Here is a 21,226-nt window from a genome sequence, read left to right as displayed (position 1 = left end):
TTATAAGGTTTTATAAAAATTATACCCATAAATTTCAAATCCTTCGTTGTAATAAAACTTATGCGAAGGATAATTTTGAACATAGGTATTTAATTCTGAGGTATTACAGCCCTTACTTTCTGCGTAAGCATATAGCCATTTAAAAAACTGTTTTCCTAAACCTTTTCCTTGGTACTCTGCTTCAATGTAAACATGGTCAATTTCCATACTTTTACCAGCATAATGTCTCGTCTGAAACCACATACCAGAAACACCAATTAACACATCGCCATCGTAAACACCTGCGCACTCATAATTTTGAGTAACCATTTCGGCAAAACGCTCTTTTAAAATAGCGTCTGAGTTTTTATTATTAGTTAATTTCTGAATCAAAGGAATGATACAATTAATATTATCCTTTTCAATTAATTTAAAGCTGAAAGCCATTGCAATTATTTTGTTCAAAATTAGTTAATTTTGAAACATCATTTTTATAATAAATATAGTTTTAACACTATGCACAATAATTTAAACCACATGCAAAATAAAGATATTGTCATCAAACCAATACTAGGCATTGACACTATTCCTGTTAGACATGCTGTTTTACGTCAAGGCAAACCTATTGATGCTTGTGTGCTTCCTCAAGATGATTTAGATACCACCTTTCATTTTGGATTATATTACAAAAATCAATTAGTAGGTGTTTGTACGTTAGTTGCTGACCAATCGCCTTTATTTAGTGATGCCAATCAATACAGACTGCGTGCTATGGGTATTTTAGAACAACACCAAGGGTTACACTTTGGAAAACAACTTTTAACGCATGGTGTCGACTTTCTAAAAACAAAAAATATAGATCGCCTATGGTTTAATGCAAGGTTAGTTGCTCTAAACTTTTACAAAAACAACGGTTTTGAAACTATTGGCAACCAATTTGACATCCCCGATGTTGGCCCACACTATACGATGCATAAATCATTAAAATGAAAAAAAATAACATCATAAAATATGTCCTTACCACCTGCTTTGTACTTGCTACACTAGCACAATACGCATTTAACCTACCCCCTATTTCGGATCAAGAATTAATAGGTCAAGGTAGCCCGCAACTATTTGGTAAAGGTTACAAATTAAGAGCAGAAGCACATACTGCTTTTATAAATATGCAAACAGCTGCTTTAAAAGACGGTATAAGTATTGGCGCGGTATCAAGCTATAGAAGCTTTGCACATCAACAACGCATATGGGAACGTAAGTTTAAGAGCAATAAAGCAAAAGGACTATCCGATCTTGCTAATATTAAAAAAATAATAGAATACTCTACAATCCCAGGGACTTCTCGTCACCATTGGGGGACAGATATTGACATCTATCAAACAAACGTAAAGCAACCTAAAAACGTCTTGTTACCTAAAAATTTCCACGCTAATGGCCCATATTGTAAGCTTAAAGAATGGATGGATACAAACGCAGCAACATATGGTTTTTATCTAGTATACACAGATAACGCTAACCGCAAAGGTTTTAAATACGAACCTTGGCACTTTAGCTATAAAGCACTTTCGTCAGACTATTTAAACACTTACAGAACATTAAACATTTCTGAAATATTAAAAAAAGAAGCCTTGTCTGGAAGTGCTTCTTTTTCAGAATCATTTATAAATCAGTACATCAACCAAAATATTTTAGATATTAACCCAGAACTTTTGTAAATTGGAATATTAACAACTTTAATTAAAATGAGAGGAAATTTAAAAGGACGATTATTAATAGGTTTATGTATAGCTGCTTTTTTTGGCTTTAAATACTGCAGTCAGCAAGAAATAAACCCATATACAGGAAAAAAACAAGCCATATCAATGACTACCGATCAAGAAATCCAAATGGGTTTACAAAGTCGTGATCAAATGGCAGCGCAACATGGCGGTTTATATCCAAACGAGAATTACCAAGCACTAGTAGACAACGTAGGTAACAAACTTGTAAATAATAGTATTGCTAAAGAGACGCCATATAGATATGAGTTTCATTTATTAGCAGACCCTAATGCCATAAACGCTTTTGCATTGCCAGGAGGTCAAATATTTATAACATATGCCTTATACTCTCAATTAGAAAACGAAGATCAATTAGCAGGTGTTTTAGGACACGAAATTGGACATGTGTTAGGAAAGCATAGTGCTGAGCGTATCGCAAACTCTGAGTTATGGCAAGGACTATCTACAGCGGGATCTGTAGGTGCAGATGCTGGTGGTTTTATACAACAGTACGGGATGACAAAATTATTGACTAATGGTCGTGATGACGAGTTAGAAAGTGATGATTTAGGAGTCAGATTTATGCTTCGTGCTGGATATAACCCTGAAGAAATGATTAAAGTTATGGAAATCTTAAAACGTGCTGCTGGACCAAACAGACAACCAGAAATGCAGAGTACGCATCCAGACCCAGATAACCGTATTGAAGAAATTAGAAAGTCAATTAAAAAGTACAGTATTAACTAAATCGTTATCGTAAATAAGCCTTAAAGTCCTGCAATCGCAGGACTTTTGTTTTTATATTTGTATAACAAAATCTTATAAAATGAACAAAAAAGTAATCTTAATGATTTTAGATGGTTGGGGGAAATCTCCTGACCCAAAAGTCTCTGCCATAGATAATGCTAACACACCTTTTATAGATAGTTTATACCACAATTATCCAAATGCACAGCTTCGCACAGATGGCTTACACGTTGGCTTACCAGAAGGTCAAATGGGTAATAGTGAAGTAGGACACATGAATTTAGGTGCGGGACGAATTGTCTATCAAGATTTGGCTAAAATCAACCTAGCTATTGATAATAATACACTTGCAAAAGAACACGTATTACAAGATGCTTTTAGCTATGCTAAAGCGAATAATAAAAATATTCATTTTTTAGGATTATTAAGTGATGGTGGCGTTCATTCTCACATTAATCACCTGAAAGGATTGATTGATGCTACTGAAGCTTCTGGTGTAGAAAACGCTTATATCCATGCTTTTACAGATGGACGTGATGTCGATCCAAAATCTGGAAAAGGATTTGTTCAAGATTTAGAAACTTTCACTAAAAATAAAAATACAAAACTAGCTAGTTTAACTGGACGTTACTATGCAATGGACCGTGATAACCGTTGGGAACGTATTAAATTAGCATACGATGCTTTAGTTAATGGTACAGGCGAATTATCTAATGATTTACCACAAAGTGTACAAAACCATTATGATGCTGATATTACAGACGAATTTATAAAGCCAATCATAAAATCGAATGCTGAAGGGCTTCCGTTAACGACCATTAAAGATGACGACGTTGTTATCTTTTTTAACTTCAGGACAGATCGTGGACGCGAATTAACAGATGCTTTATATCAAAATGATCATCACGAACAAAATATGCATAAATTGAATTTGTACTACGTGACAATGACAAATTATGGTGATGCTTTTACAGGAATTCATGTCGTGTTTGATAAAGATAATATTACAGAAACCTTAGGTGAGGTTTTAGAAAAAAACAATAAAACACAAATACGAATTGCCGAAACTGAAAAATATCCTCACGTAACATTTTTCTTTTCAGGTGGACAAGAAACACCTTTTAAAGGTGAAAGTCGCATCTTAAAAAATTCGCCTAAAGTTGCTACTTACGATTTAAAACCAGAAATGTCTGCGTTTGAATTAACGGATGCTTTAGTCCCAGAATTAGAAAAAGAAACTACGGATTTTATTTGTTTAAATTTTGCAAACGGTGACATGGTAGGCCATACAGGATCAATGTCTGCAGCAATACAAGCTTGCGAAGTTGTTGATAAATGTGTAGAACAAGTTGTGACTACTGCTTTAGCACATGGTTACACAACACTATTAATTGCTGACCATGGTAATTGCGAAACAATGATTAACCCTGATGGATCTCCAAATACAGCACATACAACTAATCCAGTTCCACTTATTTTAATTGATAAAGAATTAAAAACAATTAAAGATGGTGTTTTAGGTGATATGGCTCCAACTATATTAAAATTAATGGGAGTAGAACAACCTAAAGCAATGACTTGTCATAGCTTAGTGTAACACTAATTAAATATCAAAAAACGTTCTATTGTAATCAATAGGACGTTTTTTTTGTTTCATAAATAAGATACTCAAACAAACAATTATAAATCTTTCAACTAGCTTAATGCCTCTTGCTTTTTATTTCTTTTAAAGTGAAATAAAATTCATTCACCCATTAAAATAAAACAAGAACAAATAACAACACAATTTATAACACAACAATATTTTACACGCCCGTCAGTTCGAGTGCTTTTTGAGGCACGAAAAAAGAGTATCGAGAACTCCCTCCGTAATCACTACAATTTCTATACTATTTAATGTACACCTATAAAACAGCCCTTTAGTTTATCAATAATTATTGTATTTTTGAATTCAATTTTTATATAAAATGAAGCTTTCTAAAGGACTTATAATTGCAGTAGATTTTGACGGTACCATCGTAGAAGACGGGTATCCAGGCATTGGACAAGAACGTCTTTTTGCTTTCGAAACCTTAAAACGCCTGCAAGCTGATGGTCATCGCTTAATTTTATGGACCTATAGACATGGAAAAAAATTAGACGAAGCTGTAACTTACTGTCAAGATAATGGAATTACCTTCTATGCTGTAAACCAAAGTTTTCCTGAAGAAGACTTTAAAAACGATGTTAGCAGAAAAATCCACGCAGACCTATTTATAGACGACCGTAATATTGGTGGTATTTTAGGTTGGGGAGCTATCTATCAGATGTTAACTAATGAGACTCCCCAACTACCAAAACCAAAGAAAAAAAGCTGGTTTAAGTTTTAATTACTAATATTTTATCAAATCAAAGTACTGCCTATCCACTAGTTCTCTATGATCTGGATGCGCAATATTAACTAATGCTTTTACACGCTCTTTAATTGTTTTACCAAACAAGTTAGCCACACCATATTCTGTTACCACATAATGCACGTGTGATCGTGTTGTAACCACGCCAGCTCCGGGTTTTAATGTTGGCACAATTCTGCTAATTCCTTTTCTAGTTACAGATGGTAATGCAATAATTGCTTTACCGCCTTCGCTTAAAGAAGCCCCTCTAATAAAATCCATTTGTCCTCCTACTCCAGAGTACATATGCGCACCAATACTATCGGCACAAACTTGACCTGTAACATCAACTTCTATGGCACTATTAATAGCAACCATTTTAGGATTCTGTTTAATAATAGATACATCGTTTGTATAATTTGATGCTCTCATTTCAACAAAAGGATTATCATCTACATAATCATATAAACGTTGCGACCCCACTAAAAAAGTAGATAACGCGCGCCCTCTATTAATTGCTTTATAGTTTCCGTTTATTACATTTTTTAAAATTAAATCAATAACGCCATCAGAAAACATTTCGGTATGTAACCCTAAATCTTTATGATTCACTAATCTAGTTAGCACAGCATTTGGTATAGATCCAATCCCCATTTGTAGTGTGCTTCTATCTTCAATTAAATTAGCAACATAATCACCAATAGTATTTTCAATAGCTGTAGGGGCTACCATATCATGACCCGGTAAAGGCTGATGACTTTCTACAAACGTATTAATCTCGGACACATGGATAATACCCGCACCATGGGTTCTTGGCATAAAACTATTAACCTGAGCAATTACCGTTGTTGCATTGTCAATTGCTGCTAAAGTAGCTTCAACAGAAACACCTAATGAGCAATACCCATGTTTATCGGGTACGGACACATGTATAAAAGCAACATCAATGTCAATAATATTACGTTTAAATAACACTGGTAATTCACTTAAAAAAACAGGCGTATAAGAGCCATTCCCTGCTCTTAAAGTATGTCTTACATTTTTACCTATAAAAAAGGAATTAACATGAAAACTATCCTTTAATTCCGGATTAGCATAAGGTGCTTCTCCTTCTGTATGTAAATGACAAACTTCAACATGACGTAACTCTTCATGTCTTTTAGTCATGGCTTGAATTAAAGATTGAGGCGCTGCTGCTGCTGCCTGAATATAAACACGATCATTAGATTTTATAACTTTTACAGCTTCATCTGCAGTAACTGGTGAAAACATAATTTTAATTTTTAGAGAACAAAAATAATACTAAGAAATACTTTAAAACCTGCTAAATGTCATGTCTTCAAAATTTAGAAAGCAGTTTATTTTAAGTATATTTGCACATATTTTTTTAACCATGATTATAGTAAAAACAAAAGAAGAAATAGAATTAATGCGCGAAGCAGCATTAGTTGTTTCTAAAACATTAGGTGAAGTTGCAAAAGCTGTAAAACCAGGTGTTACCACTTTACAATTAGATAAAATTGCCGAAGAACATATTAGAGATTTAGGTGCTGTACCAGGATTTTTAGGATTGTATGACTTTCCTAACACCTTATGTATGAGCCCAAATTCTCAAGTTGTGCATGGAATACCAAATAATACTCCTTTAGAAAACGGAGACATTATATCAATTGACTGTGGTTCTATTTTAAATGGTTATTATGGTGATCATGCTTACACTTTTGCTGTAGGTGAGATTGATCCAGAAACAGAAAAATTACTTCAAGTGACTAAAGAATCTTTATACATGGGTATTAAAGAACTTAAAGTTGGTAATCGCGTTGGAGATGTTGGTTATGCGATACAAAAATATTGCGAAGATCATGGCTATGGCGTTGTACGCGAATTAGTAGGTCATGGTTTAGGTACTAAAATGCACGAAGATCCAGAAATGCCAAACTATGGTAAACGTGGTCGTGGTAAAAAGTTTATCGAAGGTATGGTTGTGGCTATTGAGCCTATGATTAACCTTGGAACGCAACGCATCAAACAACACAGAGATGGCTGGACAATTACGACTTTAGATGGTAAACCAAGTGCACATTTTGAGCATGATGTTGCTATTGTAGATGGTAAACCTGAGTTATTATCAACCTTTGCATATATCTATGATGCATTAGGTATTGTTAGCAATGAAGAAGATGAGTTTAGACAGAAGGCATTAGTATTATAAATTATAAAGATGTCCATTAGCCATTTAGAAGATCAACTTCAGCCATTAAGACAAGCATTAAATAACCACAAGCTATATTCTGTTTTAACAAACATTGAAGATGTAAAGCTATTTATGGAACAGCATGTTTTTGCTGTTTGGGATTTTATGTCGCTACTAAAAGCGCTTCAAAATAAATTAACAACGACAACATTACCATGGGTTCCTGTTGTAAACCCATCCACTGCTAGATTTATAAATGAAATAGTGTTAGGTGAAGAAAGTGATATCAATGAGTTAGGTGAAGCAAAAAGCCACTTTGAAATGTATCTAGAAGCTATGCAACAAATAGAAGCTAATACAGATCAAATACACCATTTAATATCCTATTTACAACAAGGTTTTTCAATTAATGAGGCTTTAAATAAAATCGAGTTAAACCCTGAAACTTTAGAGTTTGTACTATTTACATTCAAAATAATTGAAACAAATAAAGTGCATAAAATAGCTGCTGCATTTACTTTTGGTCGTGAAGATGTTATTCCTGATATGTTTTTTCAGATTATAAATCAATCTAAAGCAGATCAAAACACCTTTAGCAAACTAAGCTATTATTTAAATCGCCATATCGAGTTAGATGTTGATGAGCATGGTCCATTATCTTTAAAAATGATAGAAGAACTTTGTGGTAATGATACTATTAAATGGAATGAGGTTTTAGAAGTCTCTAAACAAGCATTACAGTATCGCATAGCATTATGGGATGGTATTTATAAATTAATAACAGTAAACTTAGCTATTGAAGCTTAAACCTTTTGAAAAAAATATTCAAATTAATATTAAATAGCATTCCAAGACCTTTATTAATCAGGTTAAGCTATGTTGCGCGACCTATTTTAGCATTCTTTTTAAAAGGAAATACATATACCGACCCTATAGATGGTAAAAGTTTTAAGAACTTTTTATCTTATGGTTATGGGACACAACGTGATAATGTATTATCGCCTTCTACTTTAAGTTTGGAGCGTCACAGATTATTGTGGTTGTATTTACAAAACGAAACTAGCTTTTTTACGCCATCAGAAAACAAAAAAAAGGTGCTTCATTTTGCGCCAGAACAATGTTTTTTAAAACGTTTTAGAGCTTTAGAAAATATAGACTATACAACTACAGATTTATTATCACCAATTGCAGACGTCAAAGCAGACATCTGTAATCTTCCATTTGAGGATAATAGTTATGATATTATTTTATGTAATCACGTATTAGAGCATATTCCTGATGACACAAAAGCCATGCAAGAGTTATTTCGCGTCATGAAACCGGGTGGTTATGGTGTATTTCAAATTCCGCAGGATATAAGTAGACAAACTACTTTTGAAGACAATACAATTACAGATAAAAAGGAACGCGCCAAAATATTTGGTCAATACGATCATGTACGCGTCTATGGATACGACTACTTTAATAAACTAAGAGACATTGGTTTTATGGTTAATGAAGTTGATTATACGGCTAAACTTTCAGCGGAAGCGATAAAAAAATACTGCTTAGCTCCAGGAGAAATTATACCTGTAGTTTACAAATAACATTTGTTAATCCCCTATTTAATGACCTCACAAATATTAATTGCAACAGGAGCCCTTTTTGGGATGTTATCTGTTATTTTTGGTGCTTTTGGAGCACATGCTTTAAAAAAGATTTTATCTACAGATCAATTACACAGCTTTGAAGTAGGTGTCAAATATCAAATGTATCACGCTATAGTTTTAATAGCTTTAGGTTATGGACAGGGACCTATGAGTGCTGCTATTTACTGGTGTTTTGTTATTGGAATACTACTCTTCTCGTTTAGTATATATGGACTAGTTTTATCCGACGCTAAGGGCAAAAAATTAAAATTTTTAGGACCAATAACGCCACTTGGAGGTTTATTATTAGTAACAGGTTGGTTACTAGTATTGGTTAATGCGTTTTAAATTTAATTAGTTTTAAAACCATTAAAGACCAAGGTCTCCAGTTGATTTTTATCATTCTCGAAAATAAGATAAGCTTGTAACTCTAGATGCTTTGCCATAAAATTGTCCACTTTTTTAATTCCCATGGCTTGGAAAGCAGTTGCATATCCATCTGCCATCATACAATTATCAGCAATAACGGATACACTTAAAATATTTGTCTTAGACGGATAACCAGTTTTAGTGTTGATAATATGTGCATATTTATTACCAAATTTATCTATTTTAAATTTACGATATGTACCAGAAGTCGCCATAGCCTTATCTTCTAGCACTAGTGTTTTATTATAACTTTGAGAACCATCAAAATTAGGGTTTTCAATACCTACAGTCCATCCTTTGTTTTTATTAAGATTAATACCTTTGGCTCTTAACTCTCCCCCAATATCAACAAGATAATTATTGATTTTTTTAGACTCTAAAAAATCTGCGATAACATCTACCCCATACCCCTTAGCAATGGCATTAAAATCTATAAAAGAAGCCTCTGGTTTTTTAATAGTATTATTTACTAAACCTACCCTGTTAAGTCCAACAAAACGCATTAAACTATCCACTTTTATGCTATCTAAGGCGGTTTTACTTGTTTCAGACCCAAAGTTCCATCCGTTTACTAATTGTCCTATAGTAGGGTCAAAAACACCTTCTGTCTCTCTATAAATTTGCTTGGCACCTTTAAAAACAGTTTTAAAATGGTTATCGACTTCAACAACCTCATTTCTATTCAATTTTGAAATATCAGAATCCGACTGGTAGTTAGACATTGAAGTATTAATAACCGTAAATAAACTATCAAATTGTTGTGTATAACTTACCCCATCAACATCGTAATATTGCACACTATAACTGGTGCCAAACACAGGTCCTGACACTTTTAATAACTGAGGTTGTTTTTGACAAGATAAACAAACACTAAAAATTAAAAATACAAGTATATACTTTTTCATAAGAAGGAAGATTACTACCCTAAATAGGGACAATAGTTAGTTTAATAAAGGAGACATTAATTCAAATTAGTTTCAATTAATTGAATTCCGTTATACTCAATAAGATATTCCTCATTTAAGTAAATAGGCAAATCATCACCATTTGGATTTCCTAATCCAACGCCGGCATATAAAATTTTTGAATTATGCTCTGTTGCGTGCTTTTTAAAAGATTCCATCCAAACAATATCATAATTATTAGCATTAGCGGGTAGCAAAACAGCACGGACAATAACAAAAAAGTACTGCTTATTTTTATCCATGACCACAAATTGTGGCTGCTTTTTTAACTGACTATTAATAGCAATAAATTCAAAACCACGTTTCTCTAGGTCTTTACCTACGTGATTCATTGCCAGATTATGTAATTCTTGTTTAGAAAGTGCTTTACTCATACTGCAAAAATAAAGTTTATTTCGCTTTCGCGGAAAAAAAGCCGGATAACAAATTACTTAAATCTTGCAAATTTAGAGTTATAGAAGGTAAAATTGGACACCGGGATTACAGCATCAAGTTTTAAATCATACCAAGGCGATAAGGCATTATCCTCTAAATTTTTAACTAAATGAACACTTTGAGCAGGTGTATTACCTTGAATTAGTAAAAATAAGTTTTCGCCCTTATTATTAGTTACTTGATCCGCCAACATAACAATATGACCAGGACTACCACCTAAAATAAGCATATCACCTATTTGTAGCGCTTCAACATTAGTTATAGTCTTCAATTCTTGATACAAAGACAATGTACCAGAATAGGTATAAATTAAGTTTAAATACTTATAGAAATTAGATTTACTATAATCTGAAGTAGCAGTTTTATGAAACGTCACTTTATTACCATTTATTTTAGGTCTAAACCCCTTAGCGTATTTACTCCAAGAACAATAGTGTCCTGACGTAAAATTAAAGCCTATTTCGTCCTTCCTATTATTGTACCAAAGGTATTCGCTTCTTATTCTAATTAAAGCATCTGCACACTGCTGTAAACCATTTTTAGGCACTGGCACTTCTAGTATACCAATATGTCCTTTCTGCCAATAATACTCAGAAGCATCGTAATTTATAATCTTACTACCAAACGGTTTTAATTTATAATGCCTTATGTAATCCTGAAAACTTCCTTTAGCATAGGTTGCGCGTTTAAATCCTTTTGGAGCATTAACACGCGACGCGATGGTCAAACTATCTTTATTAACCGTCGAAATACTTTTAGAAATGGTACTAACCAATTGATTAATTGGTTGCGGACTAAGTTTATAAACCAATAAGATTAATGTTGTAATAATTAAAACAATAAGGGCAACTTTTCTCATATCTAATAACAACGAAAAAGCCTAATACTTTCGTATTAGGCTTTTACATATTAAGATATATTTATAATAACTTTAAGAAATCAATTTCTATCCTCCAAAGTCATCAAATCTGATGTTTTCATCATCAATACCAAAATCTTCTCCCATTTTCTGAACCGCTTGGTTCATTAATGGTGGTCCACAGAAGTATAATTCGATATCTTCAGGAGCTTCATGTTTAGATAAATACTGATCAATAACTACTTGGTGAATAAATCCTGTAAATCCATCTCCAGACTCGTCATTAACATCCGATTTCAATGTCCAGTTATCAGCTTCCGTTGGATCTGATAATGCAATAAAGAATTTGAAATTAGGGAAATCTTTTTCTAAAGCTCTAAAGTAATGGATGTAGAATAATTCTGCTTTAGAACGTCCTCCGTACCAATATGTTACTTTTCTTCCTGTTTTTAATGTTCTAAATAATTCATATAAATGAGAACGCATTGGTGCCATACCAGCTCCACCACCTACATAAAGCATTTCCGCTTCAGAGTCATTTATAAAGAATTCACCGTAAGGTCCAGAAATTGTTACTTTATCTCCAACTTTTTGATTAAAGATATAAGACGATGCTACTCCTGGATTTACATCCATCCATCCACCTTTAGCACGATCAAAAGGAGGTGTTGCAACACGCACATTAAGCATAATTTTTCTTCCCTCGGCAGGGTAAGAAGCCATAGAGTAAGCTCTTTCAACTAACTCGGCATTCTTCATTACTAAAGGTCTTAATCCAAACTTATCCCAATCTGCTTCAAACTTATCAGGCTCTCCTGGGTGATCTTCAGGATGCGCACTAATATCCATTTCTGAATATTTAATTTCGCAATTAGGAATTTCAATTTGAATATACCCTCCAGCTTTATAGTTCATATCCTCAGGGATTTCCACTACAAACTCTTTAATAAAGGTTGCTACGTTGTAGTTAGACACTACTGTTGCTTCCCATTTTTTAATTCCGAAAACTTCTTCTGGAATAGTAATCTCCATATCTTGTTTCACCTTTACTTGACAAGACAGACGCGCACCATGTGCTAATTCTTTTCTTGAAAAGTGAGGCGTCTCAGTTGGTAATGCTTCTCCACCACCAGATAGTACGTGACACTCGCATTGAATACAAGTTCCACCTCCACCACAAGCAGATGGTAAAAAGATTTTATTACTACCTAAGGTAGATAATAATGATGCTCCTGAAGATACTTCAATCTCTCTCTCACCATTAATCAAGATTTTTACTGGTCCTGATGGTGATAATTTTTGTTTTACAAAAAGTAGTAAACTTACTAATACTAGCGTAATAAGTAAAAACGCTACTACAGTTACTATAACTGTTCCTCCTGTTCCTGCTGCTAAAATCATATTACTCTACTATTTTAGTATTGTTAGCTAATTCTTTTTTATCCACAGACAACGTTTTTACTTCAGTTGTCGTTTCTTTTTTAGGTGCTTCTTCGTCTCCTCCAGTTAACATCCCTCCAAAACTTAAAAATCCAATTCCCATTAACCCTGTAATGATAAATGTGATTCCTAATCCTCTTAAAGGTGCTGGTACATTACTGTATCTAATCTTTTCTCTAATTGCTGCAATAGCAAGAATTGCTAAAAACCAACCAATACCTGAAGAAACACCATAATTAAATGCTAAACCTAAAGTTTCAATTTCTCTAGATTGCATAAATAATGACCCTCCTAAAATGGCACAGTTTACTGCAATAAGTGGTAAGAAAATACCTAAAGAGTTATATAGTGATGGTGAAAACTTCTCTACCACTATCTCTACCAATTGTACCATTGTTGCAATGGTAGCAATAAACATGATAAATGATAAGAAACTTAAATCATAATCTACATATTCTGCTCCTAACCAAGATAATGCTCCTGGTTGTAAAATGTATTGATCCAATAACCAGTTTAATGGCACTGTAATAGCTAATACAAATATTACTGCTGCTCCTAAACCAACAGCTGTTGCTACTTTTTTAGATACTGCAAGGTAAGAGCACATTCCTAAGAATACTGCAAATACCATGTTGTCTATAAAAATCGACTTGAAAAATAATTCTAAATGTTCCATAATATTTTTAGTCTTCGATTAATGCTTTGTTTCTACTACGTTGTACCCAAATGATAAGTCCAACAATTATTAATGCCATTGGAGGCATTAACATAAATCCGTTGTTTTCGTATCCTAAAGAATATACTCCTGTTTTCTCGATTGGATCTCCTAATACTGGAATTCCGAAAAGTGTACCAGAACCTAAAAGTTCTCTAAAAAATCCAACGATTAAAAGGATAAGTGCATACCCTAAAGCATTACCTATTCCATCAAGGAATGATCTCCATGGTTTGTTTGCTAAAGCAAAAGCTTCAAAACGTCCCATAATAATACAATTAGTAATAATTAATCCAATAAATACAGACAGTGTTTTACTTAACTCATAAGCAAAAGCTTTTAATACTTGATCTACTATAATTACTAAAGCAGCAACTACAATAAGTTGAACAATAATTCTAATTTTAGAAGGTATAATGTTTCTCATTAAAGAGATTACCACGTTACCAATTCCTAATACAAACATTACAGCAATACCCATTACCAACGACGCTTTTAACTCTGCGGTAATAGCTAAAGCAGAACAAATACCTAATACCTGAATAGTAATCGGGTTATTATCTGCTAAAGGATCTGTTATTAACTTTGCGTCTTTTTTTGAAAGTAGTCCCATAATTAATTGCTAGCTAGTTTTTTTAAGTTCTCGAAATACGGTTGGTATAACTTTAAATCTTTTTTAATCATTGCAGATACACCATCTCCTGTAATAGTTGCTCCTGCTAATGCATCAACTTCGTAATCGTCTTTAATTAAATTTTTAGGATCATTATTACCTTTAGCAACAGTAATACCTTTAAAGGCTCCTGCATCTGTCAGTAGTTTTTCACCATAAAAATCATCCATAAAGTAACGTTGCTTAATATTAGCTCCTAAACCTGGTGTTTCTCCTTTGTGATCAAAAAATGCACCTTGAACAACCATGTTTTCGTCTAAAGCAACATAACCCCAAATAGCATCCCAAAGTCCTTTACCTCTTATTGGTGCGATGTAAAATGTTTTACCATCTTTTTCTCCTATAAATAAAGGTAAACGTCTTGTTCCTCCGCTTTTAGCTTTAGCTTGTTCCTTTTTAACATCAATTAAATAAGCTTGTTTATCTTCTTTAGCAACTCCGTTTTCTATAACTAGTTGCTTTGTGATATATTTTGCGAATTCTACTGATACTTTTGGTGATTTTTTACCAGAACCATTATCTACTAATTCTTTTGAAACAAAAGTTATATCTCCTGTCCCTTCATTACCATTTACACCCATTGCATACAGAATATTCTGTTGCTTTTCCATACGTTCTTGCTCTACAATTGTTGGTTTTAATGTTGCTGCTGTAAAAGCCAATAAAGACCCTACAACTAGTACCATTACAATTGCAAATATTACAGTATATGAATTCTTATCTGTGTTCATTGCCATGATTATGCTGTTTTAACTTTTAAACGTTTCATTCTGCGTTTTACGTTTCCTTGTATTACGTAATGGTCAATAGTTGGTGCAAAGACATTCATTAATAGAATAGCTAAAAATACACCTTCTGGATATGCTGGGTTAAATACACGGATCATTATTGAAATAAAACCGATTAAAAATCCATAAATCCATTTACCTTTATTTGTTTGAGATGCAGTTACTGGATCTGTTGCCATGTATACGGCTCCAAATAAGATACTACCAATTATTAAATGTTGCCAGAAAGGCACATTCATTAATCCATAAAACTTACTAGATTCTCCAATCCATTCTGCAGATACAACACCATTAAATATTAATCCCATTGTAAGCGCTCCAATTAAAGTAGACACTATAATTCTCCAGCTTCCTACCTTTGAAAAGATTAAAAACAATGCCCCAAGAATAATTAATAATTTAGAAGTTTCTCCAACTGATCCTGGAATAAAACCAAAAAACATATCCATGTAATCAATACCGGCTAAACTACTGTTTTGAGCATACGCACCAAGCAATGTTTCTCCAGAAATAGCATCTGCTGTTCCTGCACGCTCTACTGCTTCGTGTACCCAAACTTTATCTCCTGACATCCAAGTTGGATATGCAAAGAATAAGAAAGCACGTATTGTTAATGCTGGGTTTAGAATATTCATTCCTGTACCACCAAATACTTCTTTACCAATCACAACACCAAAAATTACTGCAACAGACAACATCCATAAAGGAATATCAACTGGTACAATTAATGGCACTAACATCCCGGTAACTAAATAACCTTCTTCTACTTCGTGACCTTTAATTACTGCAAAAATAAATTCTACAATAAGACCAACTCCATAGGATACAATTACCAATGGTAATACTGTCCATGCCCCAACAACAAAGTTATCCCAAGTCAAGAAGTTTGCAAATAAAGATGCTTCTCTTGTTAAACCTGCTGCAGCGTCAATAGCTGCATAATGTTGGTAACCTGCATTAAAAATACCAAAAATCAAACATGGCACTAAAGCCATAATTACGATGTTCATGGTACGTTTTAAATCATCTGCTGCCTTAATGTGCGTTCCACCATGAGTGGTTTCATTTGGCAAGTATAAAAAAGTATGAATCGCGTTAAACGCAGGAGCCATCTTGGTTCCTTTATACTTTTCTTTTAAATTATGTAAATTACTTTTTAAGCCCATTATCCTATCTCTTTAAGCATTAAGTCTAATCCTTCTCTAATTATCTTCTGGTGTGGTTGTTTAGAAACACAAACAAATTCTGTCAAAGCAAAATCTTCTGGTGCAACTTCATACATACCTAAAGCTTCCATTTCGTCTAAATCCTTATACATACAAGATTTTAAAATCTGCATTGGAAAGATATCTAAAGGAAATACTTCTTCATAATTACCTGTAATAACAAAAGCACGGTGCTCTCCATTAGTATTAGTATTTAAGTCAAACTTTTTGTTTGGTGTTAACCAAGAAAAAGTTAGTGCTCTTGAAGTTGATACTTTATTAAAAACTGGTTTATTCCATCCAAAAAACTCATAATCGTCTCCTTCAGGAATTACAGTAATTGTGTTACTATAATAATCTAAATAACCATCTGGCTTAACTTGTTTTCCTGATAATACATTACCAGAAATTACACGGTCGTTACCATCTTTGTCTACACCGTTATCATAAATCATGGTTGCTATTTCGCTTCCTAATTTAGTTTTAAAATAACGAGGCTTTTTAACTGAAGACCCAACTAAAGCAACTGTACGCTCTGCATTAAACTTACCAGTTAACAACAATTCTCCAATAATAACAAGGTCTTGAGCATTTATAGTCCAAACTACCTCACCTTTATTTACTGGATTAATTTTGTTAATCTGTGTTCCTACATTTCCTGATGGATGCGGTCCAGAAACTTTGTGTAAAGAAATATTTGAAAGTCCTGCTAATGGCGAATTACCATTTTTTGCAACACTAACATGTACTTTACCGTCTGTTAATTTACTTAAAGCAGTAACTGCAGCTTGTAACTCGGCTTCTTTACCTTGTAACACATAATCTAAATCTGCTACTAAAGGCGCACTAGCGTAAGCTGATATAAATATAGCTTTAGGCTGGTTTGCTGGATTTGCAATAACATCATACGGACGTTGTTTTACAAATGCCCAACATCCTGACTCTAATAAACGTGATTTAATATCTTCCGCTTTCGCTGAATTTAAATCTAACTTACCATAGTCATGAAACGATTGTTCCTTGTCTGCTTTGATTTTTACTGAAAGTATTTTTCTTTTTTCACCACGAGCTATCTCAATAATCTCTCCTGAAACAGGAGACACAAATTTTACAGCTTCATTTGACTTGTCGTAAAAAACAGGCTCGCCCGCTTTTACTTTTGCGCCTTCTTTAGCTGCTAATTTTGGTGTAACTTGATGAAAATCTTCCGGTCTTATTGAATAGAAATTGCTAACAATAGCATTTTCGGTAGCCTTTTCGGCTGCTCCGACTAATTTAATATCCAGACCTTTTTTAATCTTAATGTCGTTTGACATATTATAAATCTATTGGTTAATAGTTATACTGATTGTGATTTTTATAGGCTTAAAAATCCGTGCAAAAATACAAATTAATAACAAAATTTCTTTGAGTAGAAGACTGTAGTTGCTTTATTTATAATTATTCTAAATAACAAAAATAACTTAGGCATAGATTTTGTTTATCTTTGTTATTCAAAATAGCCTATAAATGCCTATAAATATTAAACACTTTGTCATTGCGTTTCTAATTTTTACAACGGGGTTTTCTCAAGTTGAAGAAATCATACCTCCCGACTATATCAAAACTATTTATTTTAACGGAGGCACTTCAGAAAGTCAACTACCAATAATACAATTAGGAGAGACATTACTATTAGAATTTGATGCGTTAAACGGAGACGAAGAAGATTATTATTATAAAATAGAACATTATAATTTTGATTGGACACCCTCTATTTTAGTAGAATCAGAGTACATTGATGGCTTTGATGAGCAACGCATCAGAGACTACGACAACTCATTTAATACGCTACAAACGTTTTCGCATTACAAATTATCTATTCCTAATCAATTTACTAAAAGCATAAAAATTACAGGTAACTACCTGCTTACTATTTATGACGATTATGACGATGTTATTTTTACTAGAAAATTCATGGTTTATCAATCTCAAGCCAATGTTGGTTTAGAAATTAAGCGCTCTAGAGATGTTTCTACCATTGCCGAAAAACAATCGGTAGACATTTCAATAAGCTCGGGACAATTACAATTTGTCAACCCAAAAGAAACCGTAAAAACGGTAATAATTCAGAATAACAACCTAACATCTGCTATTACAGACTTAAAACCGCAATACATACTTGGTAATGAATTAAGCTACAGATATAATGAAGCCTCAAGTTTTTTGGGTGGTAATGAGTTTTTAAGCTTTGAAAATAAAGAAATTAGAGCTGCAAATACTGGTGTACAATACATTAGATTAGAAGATTTATATCAAACCTATCTTTACACCAACACATCTCGTGCTGACTTAGAATACACTTATAATCCAGACCTTAACGGAAACTTTTTTATAAATGCTTTAAATTCTGATCAACCAGAAACTGAAGCAGATTATGCTTGGGTACACTTTGCTTTACAATACCCAAAACTAGAAGAAGGCCAAACCATACATGTCTATGGTAATTTTAATAATTATGCTATAGAACCTCAAACAGCTTTAGAATATTATGAGGGGGAAGACATTTACGCAACCGCTATACAATTAAAACAAGGGTATTACAATTACAAATATATAATAGTAGACCAAGACGGAACACTGCAAGAACATACTATTGGTGGCAGTTTTTGGCAAACCGAAAACAATTACAAAGTATTAGTCTATTACAGAGCACTAGGCGCTAGATATGACAAAATTATTGGCTTAGGCGAAGCTAACTCTGTTGGAATCACTAATTAATTGTTAAAAACAGCCTTACCTCTATAAATTATTACATTGTAACAAATAATTCATTATTTTTACAATAAGCAAATTGCTTAACACTATGGTTCAACAAGTTACAAGCGGGATTAAAATTACGGTAGAAACTAACTTTGAAGGCACATTTTATAAAAATTATAAAATCAACTTCGCTTTTGGTTACGTTGTTACTATCGAAAATCAAAGCAAAGACTCTGTGCAACTAAACGCTAGACACTGGATTATTTCTGATGCCTTAAATGATGAAGAAATAGTTTCTGGAGAAGGTGTTATTGGCCTAAAACCAGTATTACAACCTGGAGAATCCCACACCTATACGTCTGGATGCTTATTAACCTCTCCTTTTGGAGCAATGAAAGGATATTACAGTATGGTAAACTTTACTACTACCAAAAAGTTTAATGTTGCTATTCCTAGTTTTAAATTAAGTGCTCCTTTTGCACTCAATTAATAGCACGGATTACTCCTCTTATTAATCTACTCTGTTATACTAAAAATGTAAATATTAAATTCTAATATTTTACAATTTTGCTAACACATATAACCCAACAAAAAATCGTAACTTTGTGCTTTAAATTTTCAAACTAAAAACACAACACTTATCATGGGAAAAGGATTTTTCAATGTACCAATTGCTGTTAACGAACCAGTAAGAGAATATGCTCCAGGCTGTCAATATCGTGAAGCAATAGCTAAGACATACAAAACAATGTACAATAGCAACTTAGACGTGCCAATGTATATTAACGGAAAAGATGTAACAACTGGAAACACTAGAACAATGTCTCCTCCGCATGATCATAAACATGTTGTTGGTCAATATCATTTAGCTGAGAAATCTCACGTAGACGAAGCTATTTCTACTGCTTTAGAAGCAAGAAAAAGCTGGTCTCAAGTGCCTTGGCAAGATCGTGCTGCTATCTTTTTAAAAGCTGCCGAATTAATTGCAGGTCCTTACAGAGCTAAGATTAATGCGGCAACTATGATTGCACAATCAAAAACCATTCATCAAGCAGAAATTGATGCATCATGTGAGTTGATAGACTTTTTACGATTTAACGTACAGTTTATGACAGAAATGTATCATGAGCAACCACAAAGTACAAGTGGTGCTTGGAATAAAATAGAATACAGACCACTAGAAGGTTTTGTATACGCTGTATCTCCATTTAACTTTACTGCTATTGCTGGTAATTTACCTGCTTGTATGGCAATGATGGGGAATGTTGTTGTATGGAAGCCAAGTGATTCTCAAATATACTCTGCAAAAATAATTATGGATGTATTTGAAGAAGCTGGTGTACCTGCAGGTGTTATTAATGTTGTATTTGGTGACCCAGTAATGATTACAGATACTGTATTAGCTAGCCCTGATTTTTCTGGTTTACACTTTACAGGTTCTACTTATGTATTTAAAGAATTATGGAAACAAATTGGAAACAATATCCATAACTACAAAACATATCCAAAAATTGTTGGAGAAACAGGTGGTAAGGATTTTATCGTTGCACACAAAACTGCTAATCCAAAACAAGTAGCAACCGCTATTACAAGAGGTGCTTTTGAATTTCAAGGTCAAAAATGTAGTGCTGCTTCTCGTGCTTACGTTTCAAAAAGTATTTGGAACGAAGTAAAAGAGCAAGTAATTGCAGATGTCAAGTCATTTAAAATGGGATCTCCAGAAGATATGGGTAACTTCATTACTGCTGTAATCCATGAAGGATCATTTGACAAATTAGCTAAATACATAGATCAAGCAAAAGCAGACAAAGGTGCTGACATTATTGTTGGTGGTGGACACGACAAAAGCAAGGGTTACTTTATAGAGCCTACTGTTATTGTTGCAGAAGACCCTAAATACACAACAATGTGTGATGAGTTATTTGGTCCTGTTATTACTATTTATGTGTTTGAAGATGACAACTATTCTGAAACATTAAAATTAGTAGACGAGACTAGTGATTATGCATTAACTGGTGCTATTTTAGCAAAAGACAGATATGCTGTTATCGAAGCAACTAAAGCTTTAGAAAACTGTGCTGGAAACTTCTATATTAACGATAAGCCAACCGGTGCTGTTGTAGGACAACAACCATTTGGAGGCGCAAGAGGCTCTGGAACAAATGACAAAGCAGGAAGTATCTTAAACTTACAACGTTGGGTATCTCCAAGAATGATTAAAGAAACATTTGTAACTCCAGTAGATTACAGATATCCTTTCTTAGGAGAATAGTATAACAACTATTTATAAACTAA

The 21,226-nt window shown here is 33.4% G+C and carries 23 protein-coding genes; 12 read left to right on the top strand and 11 right to left on the bottom strand.

The window, feature by feature from the left end; genetic code table 11:
• Entirely contained in the window at positions 1-444 is a 444-nt protein-coding gene (locus tag ACZ2G2_RS08375; protein WP_470391809.1) for a GNAT family N-acetyltransferase, read from the bottom strand.
• A gap of 72 nt (positions 445-516) precedes the next feature.
• Between ACZ2G2_RS08375 and ACZ2G2_RS08370 the strand changes: the two genes are divergently transcribed.
• The 5 genes from ACZ2G2_RS08370 to ACZ2G2_RS08350 all read left to right on the top strand — a co-directional run bounded on the left by ACZ2G2_RS08370 (position 517) and on the right by ACZ2G2_RS08350 (position 4,855).
• Complete coding sequence (locus tag ACZ2G2_RS08370) at positions 517-969, top strand: GNAT family N-acetyltransferase (protein WP_282069313.1); 453 nt, start codon at positions 517-519, stop codon at positions 967-969.
• Positions 966-1,694, top strand: coding sequence for a M15 family metallopeptidase (locus ACZ2G2_RS08365; protein WP_470391808.1), 729 nt, complete (start codon positions 966-968; stop codon positions 1,692-1,694). Before ACZ2G2_RS08370 ends, ACZ2G2_RS08365 begins: the two co-directional genes overlap by 4 nt.
• A gap of 27 nt (positions 1,695-1,721) precedes the next feature.
• On the top strand, positions 1,722-2,486 hold the full coding sequence (locus ACZ2G2_RS08360; protein ID WP_090841955.1) for a M48 family metalloprotease: 765 nt from the start codon (positions 1,722-1,724) through the stop codon (positions 2,484-2,486).
• 79 nt (positions 2,487-2,565) lie between these two features.
• Entirely contained in the window at positions 2,566-4,083 is a 1,518-nt protein-coding gene (gene gpmI / locus ACZ2G2_RS08355; RefSeq protein ID WP_470391807.1) for a 2,3-bisphosphoglycerate-independent phosphoglycerate mutase, read from the top strand.
• Positions 4,084-4,453: 370 nt separating this feature from the next.
• The gene (locus ACZ2G2_RS08350; protein WP_470391806.1) at positions 4,454-4,855 is read left to right on the top strand and encodes a BT0820 family HAD-type phosphatase; all 402 of its coding nucleotides are present in this window, start codon (positions 4,454-4,456) and stop codon (positions 4,853-4,855) included.
• A 3-nt stretch (positions 4,856-4,858) separates the two neighbouring features.
• On the opposite strand, the gene ACZ2G2_RS08345 is transcribed toward ACZ2G2_RS08350, so the two are convergent.
• A complete protein-coding gene (locus tag ACZ2G2_RS08345) occupies positions 4,859-6,130 on the bottom strand; it encodes an acetyl-CoA hydrolase/transferase family protein (RefSeq protein ID WP_090841949.1) in 1,272 nt (423 codons plus the stop codon).
• A 121-nt stretch (positions 6,131-6,251) separates the two neighbouring features.
• Here ACZ2G2_RS08345 and map point away from each other — a divergent pair, with 121 nt between their 5' ends.
• Genes map through ACZ2G2_RS08325 form a run of 4 tightly spaced genes read left to right on the top strand, consistent with a single transcriptional unit; the run spans position 6,252 to position 9,028 of the window.
• The gene (map, locus tag ACZ2G2_RS08340) at positions 6,252-7,070 is read left to right on the top strand and encodes a type I methionyl aminopeptidase (RefSeq protein WP_090841978.1); all 819 of its coding nucleotides are present in this window, start codon (positions 6,252-6,254) and stop codon (positions 7,068-7,070) included.
• A gap of 9 nt (positions 7,071-7,079) precedes the next feature.
• Positions 7,080-7,859 carry a DUF3050 domain-containing protein gene (locus ACZ2G2_RS08335; protein ID WP_470391805.1) on the top strand — a complete coding sequence of 260 codons (780 nt, stop codon included), beginning with the start codon at positions 7,080-7,082 and terminating at the stop codon, positions 7,857-7,859.
• A gap of 5 nt (positions 7,860-7,864) precedes the next feature.
• On the top strand, positions 7,865-8,638 hold the full coding sequence (locus ACZ2G2_RS08330) for a class I SAM-dependent methyltransferase (RefSeq protein WP_470391804.1): 774 nt from the start codon (positions 7,865-7,867) through the stop codon (positions 8,636-8,638).
• 21 nt (positions 8,639-8,659) lie between these two features.
• Entirely contained in the window at positions 8,660-9,028 is a 369-nt protein-coding gene (locus tag ACZ2G2_RS08325; RefSeq protein WP_101203698.1) for a DUF423 domain-containing protein, read from the top strand.
• A gap of 2 nt (positions 9,029-9,030) precedes the next feature.
• Here the strand turns inward: ACZ2G2_RS08325 and ACZ2G2_RS08320 are convergent, their stop codons facing one another.
• The 9 genes from ACZ2G2_RS08320 to ACZ2G2_RS08280 all read right to left on the bottom strand — a co-directional run bounded on the left by ACZ2G2_RS08320 (position 9,031) and on the right by ACZ2G2_RS08280 (position 17,505).
• Complete coding sequence (locus ACZ2G2_RS08320) at positions 9,031-10,014, bottom strand: FAD:protein FMN transferase (RefSeq protein ID WP_470391803.1); 984 nt, start codon at positions 10,012-10,014, stop codon at positions 9,031-9,033.
• Positions 10,015-10,070: 56 nt separating this feature from the next.
• The gene (locus ACZ2G2_RS08315) at positions 10,071-10,448 is read right to left on the bottom strand and encodes a Na(+)-translocating NADH-quinone reductase subunit F (protein ID WP_090841938.1); all 378 of its coding nucleotides are present in this window, start codon (positions 10,446-10,448) and stop codon (positions 10,071-10,073) included.
• A 53-nt stretch (positions 10,449-10,501) separates the two neighbouring features.
• On the bottom strand, positions 10,502-11,368 hold the full coding sequence (locus ACZ2G2_RS08310; RefSeq protein WP_470391802.1) for a DUF4846 domain-containing protein: 867 nt from the start codon (positions 11,366-11,368) through the stop codon (positions 10,502-10,504).
• A gap of 87 nt (positions 11,369-11,455) precedes the next feature.
• Positions 11,456-12,769 (bottom strand): NADH:ubiquinone reductase (Na(+)-transporting) subunit F, encoded by a 1,314-nt coding sequence (gene nqrF / locus ACZ2G2_RS08305; RefSeq protein ID WP_470391801.1) that lies wholly within the window; start codon positions 12,767-12,769, stop codon positions 11,456-11,458.
• A 1-nt stretch (position 12,770) separates the two neighbouring features.
• Positions 12,771-13,484: an NADH:ubiquinone reductase (Na(+)-transporting) subunit E gene (gene nqrE, locus ACZ2G2_RS08300; protein ID WP_177183547.1), complete on the bottom strand. Its 714-nt coding sequence runs from the start codon at positions 13,482-13,484 to the stop codon at positions 12,771-12,773.
• Between the two features lie 7 nt (positions 13,485-13,491).
• On the bottom strand, positions 13,492-14,136 hold the full coding sequence (locus ACZ2G2_RS08295) for an NADH:ubiquinone reductase (Na(+)-transporting) subunit D (protein ID WP_470391800.1): 645 nt from the start codon (positions 14,134-14,136) through the stop codon (positions 13,492-13,494).
• 2 nt (positions 14,137-14,138) lie between these two features.
• Positions 14,139-14,933 carry a Na(+)-translocating NADH-quinone reductase subunit C gene (locus ACZ2G2_RS08290; RefSeq protein ID WP_470391799.1) on the bottom strand — a complete coding sequence of 265 codons (795 nt, stop codon included), beginning with the start codon at positions 14,931-14,933 and terminating at the stop codon, positions 14,139-14,141.
• 2 nt (positions 14,934-14,935) lie between these two features.
• Entirely contained in the window at positions 14,936-16,150 is a 1,215-nt protein-coding gene (locus ACZ2G2_RS08285; protein WP_090841926.1) for an NADH:ubiquinone reductase (Na(+)-transporting) subunit B, read from the bottom strand.
• Positions 16,150-17,505, bottom strand: coding sequence for a Na(+)-translocating NADH-quinone reductase subunit A (locus tag ACZ2G2_RS08280; RefSeq protein ID WP_470391798.1), 1,356 nt, complete (start codon positions 17,503-17,505; stop codon positions 16,150-16,152). The genes ACZ2G2_RS08285 and ACZ2G2_RS08280 overlap by 1 nt, the downstream gene beginning before the upstream one ends.
• 193 nt (positions 17,506-17,698) lie before the next feature.
• Here ACZ2G2_RS08280 and ACZ2G2_RS08275 point away from each other — a divergent pair, with 193 nt between their 5' ends.
• From ACZ2G2_RS08275 to pruA, 3 genes are all read left to right on the top strand, one after another.
• Positions 17,699-18,949, top strand: coding sequence for a type IX secretion system plug protein (locus ACZ2G2_RS08275; protein WP_470391797.1), 1,251 nt, complete (start codon positions 17,699-17,701; stop codon positions 18,947-18,949).
• An 85-nt stretch (positions 18,950-19,034) separates the two neighbouring features.
• On the top strand, positions 19,035-19,421 hold the full coding sequence (gene apaG / locus ACZ2G2_RS08270) for a Co2+/Mg2+ efflux protein ApaG (RefSeq protein WP_090841920.1): 387 nt from the start codon (positions 19,035-19,037) through the stop codon (positions 19,419-19,421).
• 153 nt (positions 19,422-19,574) lie between these two features.
• A complete protein-coding gene (gene pruA / locus ACZ2G2_RS08265) occupies positions 19,575-21,203 on the top strand; it encodes an L-glutamate gamma-semialdehyde dehydrogenase (RefSeq protein WP_470391796.1) in 1,629 nt (542 codons plus the stop codon).
• Positions 21,204-21,226: the final 23 nt, after the last annotated feature.

The organism is Olleya sp. KKT75, from assembly GCF_055635485.1.
This window is presented reverse-complemented; position numbering and strand designations above follow the sequence as displayed.

Excerpts from the sequence above, each read along its gene's own strand:
- ACZ2G2_RS08285 (WP_090841926.1), bottom strand. The coding sequence starts at position 16,150 with ATGGGCTTAAAAAGTAATTTACATAATTTAAAAGAAAAGTATAAAGGA.
- ACZ2G2_RS08295 (WP_470391800.1), bottom strand. The coding sequence starts at position 14,136 with ATGGGACTACTTTCAAAAAAAGACGCAAAGTTAATAACAGATCCTTTA.
- ACZ2G2_RS08275 (WP_470391797.1), top strand. The coding sequence starts at position 17,699 with ATGCCTATAAATATTAAACACTTTGTCATTGCGTTTCTAATTTTTACA.
- ACZ2G2_RS08325 (WP_101203698.1), top strand. The coding sequence starts at position 8,660 with ATGACCTCACAAATATTAATTGCAACAGGAGCCCTTTTTGGGATGTTA.
- pruA (WP_470391796.1), top strand. The coding sequence starts at position 19,575 with ATGGGAAAAGGATTTTTCAATGTACCAATTGCTGTTAACGAACCAGTA.
- apaG (WP_090841920.1), top strand. The coding sequence starts at position 19,035 with ATGGTTCAACAAGTTACAAGCGGGATTAAAATTACGGTAGAAACTAAC.
- ACZ2G2_RS08290 (WP_470391799.1), bottom strand. The coding sequence starts at position 14,933 with ATGGCAATGAACACAGATAAGAATTCATATACTGTAATATTTGCAATT.
- nqrE (WP_177183547.1), bottom strand. The coding sequence starts at position 13,484 with ATGGAACATTTAGAATTATTTTTCAAGTCGATTTTTATAGACAACATG.
- map (WP_090841978.1), top strand. The coding sequence starts at position 6,252 with ATGATTATAGTAAAAACAAAAGAAGAAATAGAATTAATGCGCGAAGCA.
- nqrF (WP_470391801.1), bottom strand. The coding sequence starts at position 12,769 with ATGATTTTAGCAGCAGGAACAGGAGGAACAGTTATAGTAACTGTAGTA.
- ACZ2G2_RS08320 (WP_470391803.1), bottom strand. The coding sequence starts at position 10,014 with ATGAAAAAGTATATACTTGTATTTTTAATTTTTAGTGTTTGTTTATCT.
- ACZ2G2_RS08350 (WP_470391806.1), top strand. The coding sequence starts at position 4,454 with ATGAAGCTTTCTAAAGGACTTATAATTGCAGTAGATTTTGACGGTACC.
- gpmI (WP_470391807.1), top strand. The coding sequence starts at position 2,566 with ATGAACAAAAAAGTAATCTTAATGATTTTAGATGGTTGGGGGAAATCT.
- ACZ2G2_RS08315 (WP_090841938.1), bottom strand. The coding sequence starts at position 10,448 with ATGAGTAAAGCACTTTCTAAACAAGAATTACATAATCTGGCAATGAAT.
- ACZ2G2_RS08310 (WP_470391802.1), bottom strand. The coding sequence starts at position 11,368 with ATGAGAAAAGTTGCCCTTATTGTTTTAATTATTACAACATTAATCTTA.
- ACZ2G2_RS08365 (WP_470391808.1), top strand. The coding sequence starts at position 966 with ATGAAAAAAAATAACATCATAAAATATGTCCTTACCACCTGCTTTGTA.
- ACZ2G2_RS08345 (WP_090841949.1), bottom strand. The coding sequence starts at position 6,130 with ATGTTTTCACCAGTTACTGCAGATGAAGCTGTAAAAGTTATAAAATCT.
- ACZ2G2_RS08280 (WP_470391798.1), bottom strand. The coding sequence starts at position 17,505 with ATGTCAAACGACATTAAGATTAAAAAAGGTCTGGATATTAAATTAGTC.
- ACZ2G2_RS08360 (WP_090841955.1), top strand. The coding sequence starts at position 1,722 with ATGAGAGGAAATTTAAAAGGACGATTATTAATAGGTTTATGTATAGCT.
- ACZ2G2_RS08370 (WP_282069313.1), top strand. The coding sequence starts at position 517 with ATGCAAAATAAAGATATTGTCATCAAACCAATACTAGGCATTGACACT.
- ACZ2G2_RS08335 (WP_470391805.1), top strand. The coding sequence starts at position 7,080 with ATGTCCATTAGCCATTTAGAAGATCAACTTCAGCCATTAAGACAAGCA.